Origin of the sequence: Isoptericola sp. AK164 (genome assembly GCF_029643425.1) — a bacterium.
Lineage (GTDB): Bacteria > Actinomycetota > Actinomycetes > Actinomycetales > Cellulomonadaceae > Isoptericola > Isoptericola haloaureus.
This window is the reverse complement of record NZ_CP119106.1, coordinates 1,631,527-1,645,761: the sequence shown is the minus strand read 5'-3', so window position 1 is coordinate 1,645,761 and position 14,235 is coordinate 1,631,527. Positions and strand designations below refer to the sequence as shown.

General features: G+C 73.1%; 13 protein-coding genes. 3 read left to right on the top strand and 10 right to left on the bottom strand.

The annotated features are described in order from the left end of the window. Positions 1-3: 3 nt before the first annotated feature. The 6 genes from PO879_RS07540 to dop all read right to left on the bottom strand — a co-directional run bounded on the left by PO879_RS07540 (position 4) and on the right by dop (position 5,904). Positions 4-981, bottom strand: a complete 978-nt coding sequence (locus tag PO879_RS07540) for an FKBP-type peptidyl-prolyl cis-trans isomerase (RefSeq protein WP_278237292.1) — start codon at positions 979-981, stop codon at positions 4-6. 67 nt (positions 982-1,048) lie between these two features. Further along, a complete protein-coding gene (gene pafA / locus PO879_RS07535; protein WP_278237291.1) occupies positions 1,049-2,410 on the bottom strand; it encodes a Pup--protein ligase in 1,362 nt (453 codons plus the stop codon). A gap of 10 nt (positions 2,411-2,420) precedes the next feature. After that, positions 2,421-3,140: a proteasome subunit alpha gene (gene prcA / locus PO879_RS07530; RefSeq protein ID WP_278237290.1), complete on the bottom strand. Its 720-nt coding sequence runs from the start codon at positions 3,138-3,140 to the stop codon at positions 2,421-2,423. Then, the gene (gene prcB / locus PO879_RS07525) at positions 3,137-3,988 is read right to left on the bottom strand and encodes a proteasome subunit beta (RefSeq protein ID WP_278237289.1); all 852 of its coding nucleotides are present in this window, start codon (positions 3,986-3,988) and stop codon (positions 3,137-3,139) included. The genes prcA and prcB overlap by 4 nt, the downstream gene beginning before the upstream one ends. Next, the gene (locus PO879_RS07520) at positions 3,989-4,183 is read right to left on the bottom strand and encodes a ubiquitin-like protein Pup (RefSeq protein ID WP_278237288.1); all 195 of its coding nucleotides are present in this window, start codon (positions 4,181-4,183) and stop codon (positions 3,989-3,991) included. 71 nt (positions 4,184-4,254) lie between these two features. Further along, the gene (gene dop, locus PO879_RS07515) at positions 4,255-5,904 is read right to left on the bottom strand and encodes a depupylase/deamidase Dop (RefSeq protein ID WP_278237482.1); all 1,650 of its coding nucleotides are present in this window, start codon (positions 5,902-5,904) and stop codon (positions 4,255-4,257) included. 70 nt (positions 5,905-5,974) lie between these two features. On the opposite strand from dop, the gene PO879_RS07510 reads away from it, so the two are divergent. After that, positions 5,975-7,570, top strand: coding sequence for a PP2C family protein-serine/threonine phosphatase (locus PO879_RS07510; RefSeq protein WP_278237287.1), 1,596 nt, complete (start codon positions 5,975-5,977; stop codon positions 7,568-7,570). Positions 7,571-7,598: 28 nt separating this feature from the next. Here the strand turns inward: PO879_RS07510 and arc are convergent, their stop codons facing one another. From arc to PO879_RS07495, 3 genes are all read right to left on the bottom strand, one after another. Next, complete coding sequence (arc, locus tag PO879_RS07505) at positions 7,599-9,254, bottom strand: proteasome ATPase (RefSeq protein WP_278237286.1); 1,656 nt, start codon at positions 9,252-9,254, stop codon at positions 7,599-7,601. 171 nt (positions 9,255-9,425) lie between these two features. After that, positions 9,426-10,427, bottom strand: a complete 1,002-nt coding sequence (locus tag PO879_RS07500; RefSeq protein ID WP_278237285.1) for a tRNA (adenine-N1)-methyltransferase — start codon at positions 10,425-10,427, stop codon at positions 9,426-9,428. 11 nt (positions 10,428-10,438) lie between these two features. Further along, positions 10,439-11,569 carry a site-2 protease family protein gene (locus tag PO879_RS07495; RefSeq protein ID WP_278237284.1) on the bottom strand — a complete coding sequence of 377 codons (1,131 nt, stop codon included), beginning with the start codon at positions 11,567-11,569 and terminating at the stop codon, positions 10,439-10,441. Between the two features lie 82 nt (positions 11,570-11,651). Here PO879_RS07495 and PO879_RS07490 point away from each other — a divergent pair, with 82 nt between their 5' ends. Continuing rightward, positions 11,652-12,563 carry a PD-(D/E)XK nuclease family protein gene (locus PO879_RS07490; protein WP_278237283.1) on the top strand — a complete coding sequence of 304 codons (912 nt, stop codon included), beginning with the start codon at positions 11,652-11,654 and terminating at the stop codon, positions 12,561-12,563. On the opposite strand, the gene PO879_RS07485 is transcribed toward PO879_RS07490, so the two are convergent. Further along, complete coding sequence (locus PO879_RS07485; RefSeq protein ID WP_278237282.1) at positions 12,560-13,264, bottom strand: HAD family phosphatase; 705 nt, start codon at positions 13,262-13,264, stop codon at positions 12,560-12,562. The two genes, PO879_RS07490 and PO879_RS07485, sit on opposite strands and share 4 nt — an antisense overlap. Positions 13,265-13,343: 79 nt before the next feature. Here PO879_RS07485 and PO879_RS07480 point away from each other — a divergent pair, with 79 nt between their 5' ends. Beyond that, positions 13,344-14,234: a PAC2 family protein gene (locus tag PO879_RS07480; RefSeq protein WP_278237281.1), complete on the top strand. Its 891-nt coding sequence runs from the start codon at positions 13,344-13,346 to the stop codon at positions 14,232-14,234. Position 14,235 lies beyond the last annotated feature (1 nt).

The following is a 14,235-nucleotide window of genomic DNA, read 5'->3' as shown; positions in this document are numbered from 1 at the left end:
TTCTCATCCTTCGGTCGTGCTGGGTGGCGGGTCCTGGTCGGCCGCCTCGTCGGAGTCCTGCTCGCCGCCCTCCGGCGCCGGGGCGTCCTGCGTGACCTGGAACCGGGCGTCGAGGATGTCGATGACGTAGACGAGGGTCTCGTCGGCCAGCTCGCTCCCGGTCCCACCGTAGCCCAGGTGCGGGGGCACCACGAGCATCACCTGGGACCCGACGGACTGCTCGAGCAGCCCCTGGTCCCACCCCTCGATCAGCCGGCCGATGCCGATCGTCGCCGACTGCGGGGCCACGCCGGGCTCCCAGCTGGTGTCGACGACACGCCCGTCGCTCCACCGCACGGCCACGTAGCGGGCCGTGACCACCTGGCCGACCTCCACCTGGGGGCCGCCGCCGCGGATCAGCGGCTGGACGACGAGCTGACCGGGCGGGTCGCCGTCGCCGACGAGCACCGTCGGGCTGCCGTCCGGGTCCCGGACCACGGTCGGCAGTCCCTCGACCGGTTCGACCACGTCACCCGTGGCCCGCGTGGGCAGCACGTCCACGACCAGCACGACGGGCACGTCGCCGTCCTGCTCGACGACCAGGACCCGCGCGCCCACCCGCTTGCCGCGCAGCGAGTCGTAGACGTTCTGGCCCAGCGAGTCGGCGTCGAACGTGTACCAGGCGGGTGCGTCGAGATAGGTCGAGGAGATGACGCTGCCGTCCCGGCCGTCCTCGGCGTACATGTGCAGCAGCACCTGCTGGCCGGGTTCGAGCGGGTCACCGGTCCCGGGCCACAGGGTGCGGGAGCCGGACTGCACGACCTGGTACGGCTGCGGGTACTGCAGCGCCGGCGGCTCGCCCTGGGGTCCGCTGACCTGGACCGGGGTCTGGGAGGGCACCTGGGTCGGTGCGACCCGCTCCCACACGGGCGTCGAGCACCCGGTCAGTGTCAGCAGCACCGCCAGGACGGCGACGAGCAGACGGGGACGGCGGGGTGGCACCGGCACAGTGTGCCACGACGGCCCCGGCGTCCCGGAAACGGTCCCGGGCACCCGGGGCCGGCGGACGTCACATGGACTCGATGAGCCGTTCGACGCGCTCGTCGACGTTGCGGAACGGGTCCTTGCACAGCACCGTGCGCTGGGCCTGGTCGTTGAGCTTCAGGTGCACCCAGTCGACCGTGTAGTCGCGCCGGGCGTCCTGGGCCGCCCGCACGAAGTCGCCGCGCAGCTTGGCACGCGTCGTCTGGGGCGGGATCGCCGTGGACTCGAACACCTCGAGGTCCGTCACGACCCGTTCCACCATCCCTCGCGCCGCGAGGAGGTTGTACAGGCCCTCGGTGCGCGAGATGTCGTGGTAGGCCAGGTCCAGGCGGGCGATGCGAGGGTCCTCCAGCGACAGGTCGTGCTTGGCCCGGTACCGCTCGATGATGCGCCACTTGATGACCCAGTCCAGCTCGCGGTCGACGAGGGACAGGTCGCCGGACTCCAGGGCGCGCAGGCCCCGCTCCCACAGGTCGAGCGTCTGCTTGACCTGCGGGGTCGGGTCCAGGTGGGCGTCGACGTGCTCGCGCACCCGCTGGTAGTACTCGCCCTGGACGTCGACCGCCGTCGCGGAGCGCCCGTTGGCGAGCTGGACGGCGTGCTTGCCGGAGGAGTCGTGGCTGATCTCCCGGATGGCCCGGATCGGGTTCTCCAGGGTCAGGTCACGGACGGGCACCCCCGCCTCGACCAGGCGCAGCACCAGGTCCGTGGCCCCGACCTTGAGCAGGGTCGTCGTCTCCGACATCGAGGAGTCGCCGACGATGACGTGCAGGCGCCGGTAGTGCTCGGCGTCGGCGTGCGGCTCGTCGCGGGTGTTGATGATCGGCCGCGAGCGCGTCGTGGCGCTGGAGACCGCCTCCCAGATGTGGTCGGCGCGCTGGGACAGGCAGTAGGTCGCCCCGCGGGGGGTGGCCAGCACCTTGCCCGCGCCGGTCAGCACCTGCCGGGTGATGAGGAACGGGACCAGGACGTCGCTGAGACGGGAGAAGTCGCCCTGCCGCCGCACGAGGTAGTTCTCGTGGCAGCCGTAGGAGTTGCCCGCCGAGTCCGTGTTGTTCTTGAACAGGTGGACCTTGCCGGGCAGGCCCTCGTGCTCCAGCCGCTGCTGCGCGTCCGCCACCAGACCCTCGAGGATGCGCTCGCCGCCGCGGTCGTAGGCCACGAGCTGGCGGACGTCGTCGCACTCGGCGGTCGCGTACTCGGGGTGCGAGCCGACGTCGAGGTAGAGCCGCGAGCCGTTGCGCAGGAAGACGTTCGAGGACCGGCCCCAGGCCACGACCTTGCGGAACAGGTAGCGCGCGACCTCGTCGGCGCTCAGCCCCCGCCCGTCGTCGGCCGCGCACGTCACGCCGTACTCGGTCTCCAGCCCGAAGATCCTCCGGTCCATCGCAGCCCCCTCAGTCGTCTCCGTGCAGCAGGCGCGCCAACGCGTCGCCCTGCCACCGGCGGAAGGCCCGCCGCGCGCGGCGGCGGTCCAGCACCGCCACCTCCAGCCCCGCGGCGGAGATCTCCCGCTCCTGCCCCTCACCGGCGACCGAGCCGTCGGTGTTCACCGCACCCAGCGTCCGCACCGCCAGCCGCAGCACGCCGGCCAGGTCCATGCCCGGCTCCCAGCCGTCACGCACCCGCGAGGTGAGCTGGTCCGCCTGCCCGCCCATCACGACGAACCCGTGCTCGTCGGCGACCGAGCCGTCGTAGGACAGCCGGTACAGCTGGTCGTCGTCCTGCGTGGCACCGACCTCGGCGACCACCAGCTCGACCTCGAGCGGCTTGGACTCGGTGGTGAACACCGTGCCCAGCGTCTGGGCGTAGGCGTTCGCGAGGCCCCGGGCCGTCACGTCGGTGCGGTCGTAGGAGTACCCGCGCAGGTCCGCGTACCGCACCCCCGCCACGCGGAGGTTCTCGAACTCGTTGTACTTTCCCACGGCGGCGAAGGCGATGCGGTCGTAGATCTCGGAGATCTTGTGCAGCGCGCGCGAGGGGTTCTCCGTCGCGAACGCGATCCCGTCGTCGTAGGCCAGCACGACGACGGAGCGCCCGCGGCCGATCCCCTTGCGCGCGAAGTCCGCCCGGTCCTTCATCAGCTGCTCGGGCGAGACGTAGAACGGCATGTTCACGCGCGTGCACCTCCCTCGCGCCGCTCGGCGACGATCTGTTCGACGACGTCCGCCAGGGCGTCGTCGGCCACCCGCCGGTAGCCGTCCGCGGTGACCGTGGCCACCACCGGCCAGATGCGCCGGACCGTGTCGGGCCCGCCGGTCGCGCTGTCGTCGTCCGCGGCGTCGTAGAGCGCCTCGACGGCGACCGCCACGGCGGCGTCGGCGTCGAGGCCGTGGCGCCACCGCTTCTTCAGCGACCCGCGGGCGAACACCGAGCCGGATCCCACCGAGTGGTGGTCGTGCTCCTCGTAGCGTCCGCCGGTGACGTCGTAGCTGAACAGGCGTCCGCCGGACCGGTCGAGGTCGAACCCGCCGAACAGGGGCACGACGGCCAGTCCCTGCAGGGCCAGGGGCAGGTTGCCGCGGATGATCGCGGCCAGCCGGTTGGCCTTGCCGTCCAGCGAGAGCTGGGAGCCCTCGATCTTCTCGTAGTGCTCGAGCTCGAGCTGGAACAGCCGCACGAGCTCCAGGGCGATGCCCGCCGAGCCCGCGATGCCGACCGCGGAGTAGTCGTCCGCGGCGAAGACCTTCTCGATCTCGCGGCTGGCGATGAGGTTGCCCATGGTCGCGCGTCGGTCGCCGGCCATGACCACGCCGCGGCCGCTCTCGTCGTCACCGAAGGTGAGCGCGACGATCGTGGTCGCGTGCGGGGCCAGCTCCGCGGCGGTGCCCGTCGTCCCCGCCGGCCGGTTGCCCGGCAGCAGGTCCGGGGCGTGCTCGCCCAGGAAGTCGACGAACGAGCTGGATCCCGGCCGCAGGAAGGCGTCCGGCAGCCGACCGGAGGACTCAGCGGATGGGGAGGTCACTCACTGCCCGCCCTTCTGCACGAACCCCCGGACGAACGACTCCGCGTTCGACTCCAGGACCTCGTCGATCTCCTCGAGCAGCGAGTCGACCTCCGCGTCGCGGTCGGCGGCCTGCGGAGCCGGAGCCGGCGCCTCCGCGTCGTCGTCGGGCGTGCGGTCGTCGTTCTGCGGGTTGATCCGTTCCTGACCGGCCATGGTCCGCCTCCTTCGCGTTCCCTGCGGGTGGTGGCAAGCCTATGTCGTCCTGGCCGTGGTGCGCGCAGGACTCACGCATCTCCTCGCAACCCCGTCAGCAGGGCCGTCGCGTCCGGGCTCGCGTCCAGCAGCCGGCCGATGTGCTGCGCGGTGCCGCGCAGCGGGTCCGGCATCGGCACCCGCTGCAGGGACGCGGCGCCGGCGACGTCGAAGATCACCGAGTCCCAGCTCGCCGCCGAGACCTCGTCGGCGTAGCGCTCCATCACCTCGCCGCGGAACCACGCCCGCGTGTCGGTCGGCGGGTGGTGCACCGCGCGGGCGACGTCCTCCTCGGTGGTGATCCGGTCGACGGCGTCGGAGGACAGCAGCCGGTGGTAGATCCCGCGCTCGGGTCGCACGTCCGACCACTGCAGGTCCAGCGCACCCAGGCGCGGGTGGTCCCAGTCCAGCCCGTCGCGCGTGCGCAGCCGCTCCAGCAGGCGCAGCTTGGCCACCCACTCGACGTCCCGGGCACAGCTCATCGGGTCGGCGCCCAGGCGGTCCAACACGCCGCGCCACCGCGTCACGACCGCGTCGGACTCCTCGTCCGAGCCCAGGGCCGCGAGCGCCCGTTCGACGAGGTCGACGCAGCGGCGCTGGATCTCCAGGGCGGTGGCCGTCGTGCCGTCGGCCAGGTCCAGCTCGGCGGTCAGGTCCAGGTCGCGCGAGACCCGCCGGACCGCCGGGACCGGGTCGGCCAGCCGCAGCCGCGACAGCTCGGCCCGGGCGGGGACCCCGACCGCGGCGAGGTCGTCGAGGTGCTCGAGCACCCACAGCACCAGCGACGTCGTGCCGAGCTTGAGGTAGGTGGCGACCTCGAGGTGGTTGGCGTCGCCGAGGATGAGGTGCAGGCGCCGCCAGCGCGTGCGGTCGGCGTGCGGCTCGTCGCGGGTGTTGACGATCGGGCGGCGCAGCGTGGTCTCCAGGCCGATCTCGGCCTCGATGTAGTCCGCCCGCTGGGAGAGCTGGAACCCCGGCTCGTCGCCCGTCTGCCCGAGGCCGACACGACCCGAGCCGGTGAAGACCTGCCGGGTGACCAGGAACGCGGTGACGAGCTCTGCCAGGGTGGCGAACGGCAGGTCGCGGTCGACCAGGTAGTTCTCGTGGGTGCCGTAGCTGGCGCCCTTGCCGTCCACGTTGTTCTTGTACAGGACGATCTCGGTGCCCGGCACCTGCGCGAGGTGCCGGCTCGCCGCCAGCATGACCCGCTCGCCGGCCACGTCCCACACCACGGCGTCACGGGGGTTCGTGACCTCCGGCGAGGAGTACTCGGGGTGGGCGTGGTCCACGTACAGGCGGGCCCCGTTGGTGAGGATGCAGTTGGCGGCGCTCGGGTCGTCGTAGTCCTCGGTCTCGGGACGCTCGAGCGACTCGGGCGTCGCGGGGACCTCGGCGGCGCCGGTGGGTGCGGCGCCCACCTGGGCGCTGGCCGGTCCGGACGGCGCGGGCTGGGACGGGTCGTCCGTGAGCAACGAGGGGTGCGCGGCGGCGCGGTCGAGGTGGAACCCGCGCGCGTCGGCCAGCGGGTCCTCGTCGTCGTAGTCCCATCGCGCCGGCGGGTGGCCGGGGCGTCCGTCCTGGACGAGCGCCCGGTAGGTGGTCACGACCTGGGAGCTCATCAGCATCGGGTTCGCCATCGGGCGGCCCGGGGACAGCACCCCGTACTCGGTCTCGATACCCATCACGCGTCGCACGGTCACACGCCCACCCTATGCGGCTCGCCGTCCGCGCCGCGCCGCTAGGATCGTCCGCATGGCGGACTGGTTCTCGACAGCCGTGCGTGGCCAGGACTGCGCCGAGGCAGCGCTCCGGGTCGACTGGGGGTCGACGCCGCTGGGGGACCCTGCCGGCTGGCCCCTCGGGCTGCGCAGCGCCGTCGAGCTGTGCTTCAGCACGCGGTTCGCCGTCCTGGTGACGTGGGGGCCCGAGCTGACGATGATCTACAACGACGGCTACCGCGACATGCTCGGCAGCGACCTGCACCCGCGCGCGATGGGCGCCGCGGCCCCCGTGCTCTGGGGCCAGATCTGGGACGACGTCGGCCCTCTGTTCGACGAGGTGATGCGCTCGGGCCTGCCCACGTGGGATGTCGACATGCCCCTGATGATGAACCGGTCCGGCTTCCTCGAGGAGACCCGGTTCACCTTCTCCTACAGTCCGCTGCGCGACGACGACGGCGTCGTCCGCGGCGTCATGGACATCGCCACGGAGACGACCGACCAGGTCGTCGACCGGCGTCGGATGTCCACGCTGAGCCGCCTCTCCACGGCGCTGCACGGCCATCGCAGCGACCCGTCGACGGTGGCTCGCGTGGCCACGGAGGTGCTCCTCGAGGCCGAGGACGTCACCGAGGTCGACGTCTCGTTCGACGTCCCGGTCGGCACCGTGGACCGCGGCGCCGCCGACGACCAGGTCGACGGCGCCGGGTCGCCGCAGCCGTCGCCGGGGGCGCAGCCGGTGTGGCACGGTCCCCTGCTCGTCGCCCCGCTGGCCCCGCACCCGGACCGTGCCGCGCTCGGGAGCATCACCCTGCGGGGCACCGACCGCCGTCCGCTGGACGAGACCCAGCGCGCCTTCCTCCTGCTCCTGGCCACCACGGTCTCGAACGCCGTCGCGGAGGCGGACGAGCACCGCCGCCGGGTGACGCACCTGCGCAGCGTGAGCGACACGCTGCAGCGCGCCATGGTGCCGGACACTCCCTCCTCGCCCCGCTGGCAGGTGCGCTACCGCCCCGCCGACGACAACCTGAGCGTGGGCGGGGACTGGTTCGACGTGATCGAGCTGTCCGGCGGACGGTTCGGTCTCGTGGTGGGCGACTGCGTCGGGCACGGCATCGGTGCCGCCGCGTCCATGGGGCGTCTCAGCAGCGCCGGACGCGCCGTGCTGCTCGCCGGGTCCGGCCCGGCGCACACCCTGTCGATGCTCGACGACTTCGCCCGCACCGTGCCCGGAGCGGAGAACGCGACGGTCTTCTGCGGGATCGTCGATCCGCAGGCCATGACCCTGACCTACTCCAGCGCCGGGCACCCGCCCGGTCTCCTGCTGGCCGCCGACGGTTCCACGACGTGGCTCGCCGAGGCCCGCAGCGTCCCCCTGACGCTCCCGCACCGCGGGCGGACCGAGCACGAGACGACGCTGACCCCCGGCGACCTCGTCCTGCTCTACACCGACGGGCTCGTCGAGCGTCGCGACACGCGGCTGCGCACCGGCCTGGAACGGCTCGCGACCGTGGCCGGGGCGGCGCGCGCCGAGACGTCGCTGGACGCCCTGCCCGAGCGGCTCATGGACGACATGCTGGCCGACGGCGCCCGGGACGACGTCGCGCTCGTGGTGTACCGCGCCGGCTGAGGGCCGCGGCCACACCGCACGTCCCCGGCTACAGGTACTGACCCGTGGAGTTCACGGTGTCGATCGTGCGCGGGGTGTTGTTCTCGCCCTTCTTCTGCACGATGGTGCGGATGAACACGATGCGCTCACCCTTCTTGCCGCTGATGCGCGCCCAGTCGTCGGGGTTGGTCGTGTTCGGCAGGTCCTCGTTCTCCTGGAACTCGTCGACGCAGGCCGACAGCAGGTGCTCCACCCGGATCCCCCGGTGGCCGGAGGCCAGGAAGTCCTTGATCGCCGACTTCTTGGCGCGGTCGACGACGTTCTCGATCATCGCCCCGGAGTTGAAGTCCTTGAAGTACAGGGTCTCCTTGTCACCGCTGGCGTAGGTGACCTCGAGGAACTGGTTGTCCTCGTCCTCGGCGTACATGCGCTCCACCACGGAGCGGATCATCGCCTCGACGGCCGCCTGCCGGTTGCCGCCGTGCTCGGCGAGGTCGTCGGCGTTGATGGGCAGGTCGGCCGTGAGGTACTTGCCGAAGATCTCCGTGGCGCCCTCGGCGTCCGGGCGCTCGATCTTGATCTTCACGTCGAGCCGGCCGGGACGCAGGATCGCCGGGTCGATCATGTCCTCGCGGTTGGAGGCGCCGATGACGATCACGTTGTCCAGCCGCTCGACGCCGTCGATCTCGGCGAGCAGCTGCGGCACGATCGTGGTCTCCACGTCCGAGGACAGGCCGGTCCCCCGGGTGCGGAACAGCGACTCCATCTCGTCGAAGAACACCACCACGGGCATGCCCTGGCCGGCCTTCTCCCGGGCCCGGGCGAAGATGAGCCGGATGTGCCGCTCGGTCTCGCCGACGTACTTGTTCAGCAGCTCGGGACCCTTGACGTTGAGGAAGAAGCTCTTCGCGTTCGGGTCGCCGCCGCGCTTCTCCGCGACCATCCGGGCCAGCGAGGAGGCGACCGCCTTGGCGATGAGCGTCTTGCCGCAGCCGGGCGGGCCGTAGAGCAGCACGCCCTTGGGCGGGCGCAGCCCGTGCTCGCGGAACAGGTCCGGGTGGGAGAACGGCAGCTCGACGGCGTCGCGGATCGCCTCGATCTGCGTGCCCAGACCGCCGATGTCCTCGTAGGCGATGTCGGGCACCTCCTCCAGGACGAGCTCCTCGACCTCGGACTTGGGCACGACCTCGAAGACGAACCCGCTGCGCACGTCGACGGTCAGCGCGTCCCCGACGCGCAGCCGGTCGGCCGCGACGGAGCCGGCGAGCCGGACGACGCGCTCCTCGTCGGCGCGCCCGACCACGAGCACGCGGTCCTCGTCGAGCACCTCCTTGACCGTGACCAGCTCGCCCGTGCGCTCGTAGCCACCCGCGCCGACGACGGTCATGGCCTCGTTGAGCTTGACCTCCTGCCCCGGGGCGAGGTCGGACAGCTGGAGCTGGGGACTGGCCTGGACGTGCATCTTGCGGCCCTGGGAGACCACGTCCACCGACCCGTCGCCGTGGTCGGACAGGAAGGTGGCGTACGTCCCGGGCGGCTTGGCCAGGTCGTCGATCTGCTTCTTCAGCTCGACGATCTGCTCCCGGGCGGCGCGCAACGCCTCGGCGAGCCGCTCGTTCTTCGCCGCGAGCAGCGCCAGCTGGGCGTCGCGTCCGGACGGCGTCGGCGCGTCCGAGTGGTCCGGGCGAACAGGGTGGTCGGTCATCACGTCCCCTCTCGTGCGGCCCGGGCGGCCTCCCCCCGTCCGAGGGGATTTCTCCCGAGAGACAGCACCCTACGGGTCAACGCCGACATCCTGTGGCTCATTTCACGCTGCGGCGCCCACGTTCACACGATGACGACCGAACTGTGACTCCGCCGCAATCTGGCCGGAACATCAGGCCTCCTGCTCGGGCTCCTGACCGACCTGACGGCGCACGCGACGGATCTTCTTGTCCGAGACCGCCTTCTCGCCGAGCTCCTCCTCGCTCCACCGGCCGGCGCCCCACTGCTCCTCGTCGCCCGGGCGCGAGCCCTTGGCCGGGCGCCGCTTGCGCAGCGGCGGGGTGACGCCGTCGGCCAGGCGGCGGGCGGTCAGCAGGAAGCCGGTGTGCCCGACCATGCGGTGCTGCGGCCGGACGGCCAGCCCCTCGAGGTGCCAGCCGCGCACCATCGACTCCCACGCGGACGGTTCGGCGAACCGGCCGTCGGCACGCAGCGTCTCGGCCGTCCGGGACAGCTGGGTCGCCGTCGCGACGTAGCAGACGAGCACCCCGCCGGGGATGAGCACCTGCGCGACGGCGTCGACGTTCTCCCACGGAGCGAGCATGTCCAGCACGACGCGGTCCACCGAACCGGGCTCGACGACGTCGGCGGCCCGGTCGGCCAGGTCGCCGGTGTGCAGGTGCCAGGCCGGGTGGGGGCCGCCGAAGAACGTCTCGACGTTGCCGCGCGCGATCGCGGCGAAGTCCTCGCGACGCTCGATCGAGTGCAGCTCGCCCGCGTCGCCGACGGCGCGCAGCAGGGACATGGTCAGCGCGCCGGAGCCGACACCGGCCTCCAGGACGCGGGCCCCGGGGAAGATGTCGGCCATCTGGACGATCTGGCCCGCGTCCTTGGGGTAGACGACGGCGGCACCGCGCGGCATGGACAGCACGAAGTCGCTCAGCAGCGGCCGCAGGGCGAGGTACTCGATCCCGGCGGTGTTGGTGACCACCCACCCCTCGGGGCGACCGATGAGGTCCTCGTGACGGAAGTAGCCCTTGTGCGTGTGGAAGGTGGCGTTCTCGGCGAGCGTGATCGTGTGCATCCGACCCTTGGGGTCGGTGAGCTGGACCTTGTCGCCGACGCGGAACGGACCGCGGCGGATGTCGGCACCGGTGGCGGAGGAGGAAGTCACGCCGATCGAGTCTACCGGCGGCCCGCCGGACGCACGGCCGCCGCGACCCGGGCGACGTCCAGCACCCCGGTGACCCGGCCACGGTCGGCCACCGGCAGCACGCGCGCGCCGCCGGCGACACGGGCCAGGTGGTCGAGCAGCTCGGGTCCGGACTCGTCGACGTCCACGGTCGACCCCGCGGGGAAGGGCACCAGGGCCGACTCGGCCGGCGTCGCGGCGGCCTGGTCCGCCGGCACGGCGGCCGCGGCCTGCGGGTCGACCCAGCCGGCCGGCTCGCCCCGGTGGTCGAGGACGACGACGGCGACCTCGCCGTGCCTGCGCGCCGCCCGGCCGGCGTCGGCCACCGTCGCCCCGGCCGGGACGACGACGGCGGAGGTCACCAGCGACCGCACGTCGAGGCGGTCGAGCTGCTCGCGCCGGCGCCCCACCCGCATGGCCTCGCTCGCCCCGGACCACAGGAACGCGCCGATCAGCGCGGCCCACATCACGGTGAAGAGGTCGGGGCTGCGTCCGGTCGCCAGGGGCCAGACCAGCGCCCACAGCACGACGGCCGCACCGACCGCCCGGCCGACCCAGCCGGCCGCCAGCGTGCCGCGCGTGCGCGAGCCCGTCGCGGCCCAGACGCCCGCCTCGAGGACCTGGCCGCCGTCGAGCGGGAGACCCGGCAGCAGGTTGAAGGCACCGACGAACGCGTTCGAGAACGCGCCGGCGTAGAGCAGCAGCGCGGGCACCGACGCCGAGGTCTGGGCGGAGAACAGCAGCCAGAAGCCGGCGGCGAGCGCCAGGTTCGTCAGCGGGCCGACGACGGCGATCAGCGCGCTGTCGCGCGGGTGCCGGACCGTTCCGGAGTAGGCGGTGTGTCCGCCCCACAGCGTCAGGGCGAGCTCGTCGACGCGTTGTCCGCGGGCGCGCGCCACCAGGGCGTGGGCCACCTCGTGGCAGAACACCGACGCGAACAGCAGCAGCACGAACGCGAAGGAGACGACCAGCACCCCCACCAGCTCCATGCGGGGGGCGAAAGCACGCACCGTCGGGGCGAACAGCGCGGTCAGGACGACGGCGGCGAGGAGCCACGACGGGGTCACCAGGACGGGGGCGCCGGCGACACGGCCGATGCGCCACCCGGAGGAGCGTTGAGTCACCGCTCCAGGCTATCCGGCCCGGCCGCCGGGACCCGCGCGTGGGTCGACGGCCGTGTGGGCGGCCCGCCGTAGGGTGGCCCGCATGACGACGACGGCCGACCCCGCCACCGGATCACCGGACCGCACCGCGTCGAGCCCCGACGCGGCGGGGACCCGACCGTCACGTCCCCCGGCGCTGTCGCCGTCGCGCGCCAACGACTTCATGCAGTGCCCGCTGCTGTTCCGCTTCCGGGCGGTCGACCGCCTGCCCGAGCCGCCGTCGTCCGCCGCCGCACGCGGCACGCTCGTGCACGCCGTCCTCGAACGGCTCTACGACGCCCCGCTGGGCGAACGCACTCCCGAGGCGGCGCGCGGCCTGCTGCCCGGCGAGTGGGAGCGTCTGGTGGAGGTCGAGCCCCGCTACGCCGAGCTGTTCACCGCCGGCGGGGACGCCGAGGGGCAGCCCCTGGAGACCTGGCTGGACGGCGCGGGCAAGCTGCTGGGCACGTACTTCACGCTGGAGGACCCGAACCGCCTGCAGCCCGAGGCCCGCGAGCTGGCCGTGGAGAGCCAGCTCGAGGACGGGCCGCTGCTGCGCGGCATCGTGGACCGGCTCGACGTGGCGCCCGACGGCGCGGTCCGGGTCGTCGACTACAAGTCCGGACGCTCGCCCCGGCCCGGGTTCGAGGCCTCGGCCCTGTTCCAGATGCGCTTCTACGGGCTCGTCGTCTGGCGCGAGCGCGGCGTGCTGCCGACGATGCTCCAGCTCGTCTACCTCGGCGACGGGCAGGTCCTGCGGGCCGAGCCCCGCGAGCGGGAGCTGGAGGTCACCGAGGCGAAGGTGCGCGGCCTGTGGGACGCCATCACCACGGCGGCGCGCCGGGGCGAGTTCGTCCCGAAGCAGAGCAAGCTGTGCGGATGGTGCGCCCACCAGGCGCTCTGTCCCGCGTTCGGCGGCACTCCCCCGCCGATCCCCGCCGACGCGCTGCGCCGACGTCTGGGCGTGGAGGTCTAGCGCGACGAGGCCGCGACCGGCCGCAGGTCGAGCACCTCGCCGGCGGCGAGGCGCCGCACCGTGGTCAGGTCGACGTCGGCCAGGCTCGCCGCCCGGCTCAGACCGGGACGCGACGGGACGGGCACGACGGCCTCCACCCCGAGGGTGCGGGCACCGGCGGCCAGCGCGGAGGCGATCCCGGTCGGCGAGTCCTCGATGGCCACGCAGTCCTCGACGGGCACGCCCAGCCGCTCGGCCGCCACCAGGTACGGCTCCGGGTGGGGCTTGCCGTGGGTGACCTGGTCACCGGTCACCAGGGTGCTGAACGCCCCGGGCACGTGCGCGGTCACGGCCTCGGCCAGCACCGTGTAGCTCATCGTCACCAGGGCGCAGGGCACCCCGGCGTCCCCGAGCGCGGCGAGCAGCTCCCGGGCGCCCGGGCGCCACGGCACGGAGTCGGCTACCTGCTCGCGGACCCGGGCCAGGAGGTGGTCGACGATCGCGTCGACGCTCAGGTCGACACCGGCGTCGCGCAGGATGCCCGCGGAGACGGTCAGGGGGTTGCCGACCAGCTCGAGCGCCTGCTCGTGCGACCAGCTGCCGCCGTGGGCGGCCACCAGCTCGTGCTCGGCACGGATCCAGTAGGGCTCGGTGTCGACGAGGGTGCCGTCCATGTCCCACAGGACGGCGGCGGGCAGCGCGGCGGGTTCGTCAGGACGCATCGCCACATCGTACGAGGGCCGCACCCGGCGGCCGGTGTCGGCGAGGACGGTTCCCGCCGGGCCTGTATAGGCTGACCAGATGACCACCGAGCAGCCGGTCGGCCGTCACGCCGCACGTCAGACCGTCATGATCGCGGCCTTCGAGGGGTGGAACGACGCGGGCAGCGCCGCGACGGACGCCCTCGAGCACCTCGCCGACGTGTGGGGAGCGTCACTGCACCGCGAGCTCGATCCGGAGGGGTATCACGACTTCCAGGTCAACCGACCGATGATCGGCTCCGGTCCGGAGGGCCGACGCATCATCGCCTGGCCCACCACGACCGTCTCGGTCGCGGAGCTGCCGGACCGCCGCGTCGTGCTCGTGCACGGCATCGAGCCGTCCTTCCGCTGGAAGTCGTTCTGCCGCGAGCTGCTGGACATCGCCGCCGAGCTGGACGTGCGCACCGTCGTGACCCTCGGCGCGCTGCTGGCCGACGTGCCGCACACCCGCCCGATCCCGCTGACCGCGACGACGGAGAGCCCCGGCCTGCAGGCCGTCCTGGACGTCGAGCCGAGCACGTACGAGGGACCGACCGGCATCGTCGGAGTGCTGCAGCACGAGGCCGCCGCACGCGAGTTCCAGGCCGTGTCGCTGTGGGCGGCGGTGCCGCACTACGTGGCCAACCCGCCCTCGCCCAAGGCGACCCTCGCCATCCTGACCCGGGTCGAGGACCTGGTGGGCACGTCCGTCGACATGGGGGACCTGCCCGAGGACGCCGAGGCGTGGCAGCAGGGAGTCGACGAGCTGGCCGGCGAGGACGCGGAGATCTCCGAGTACGTCGCCCAGCTCGAGGAGGCCAAGGACACCGCGGACCTGCCGGAGGCGTCCGGCGAGGCGATCGCGCAGGAGTTCGAGCGCTACCTGCGCCGCCGGGACCTCGGTCCGGGCCGCGGGGGCCACGGGACCCCCGGCGGCCCGGACAAGGGCTAGG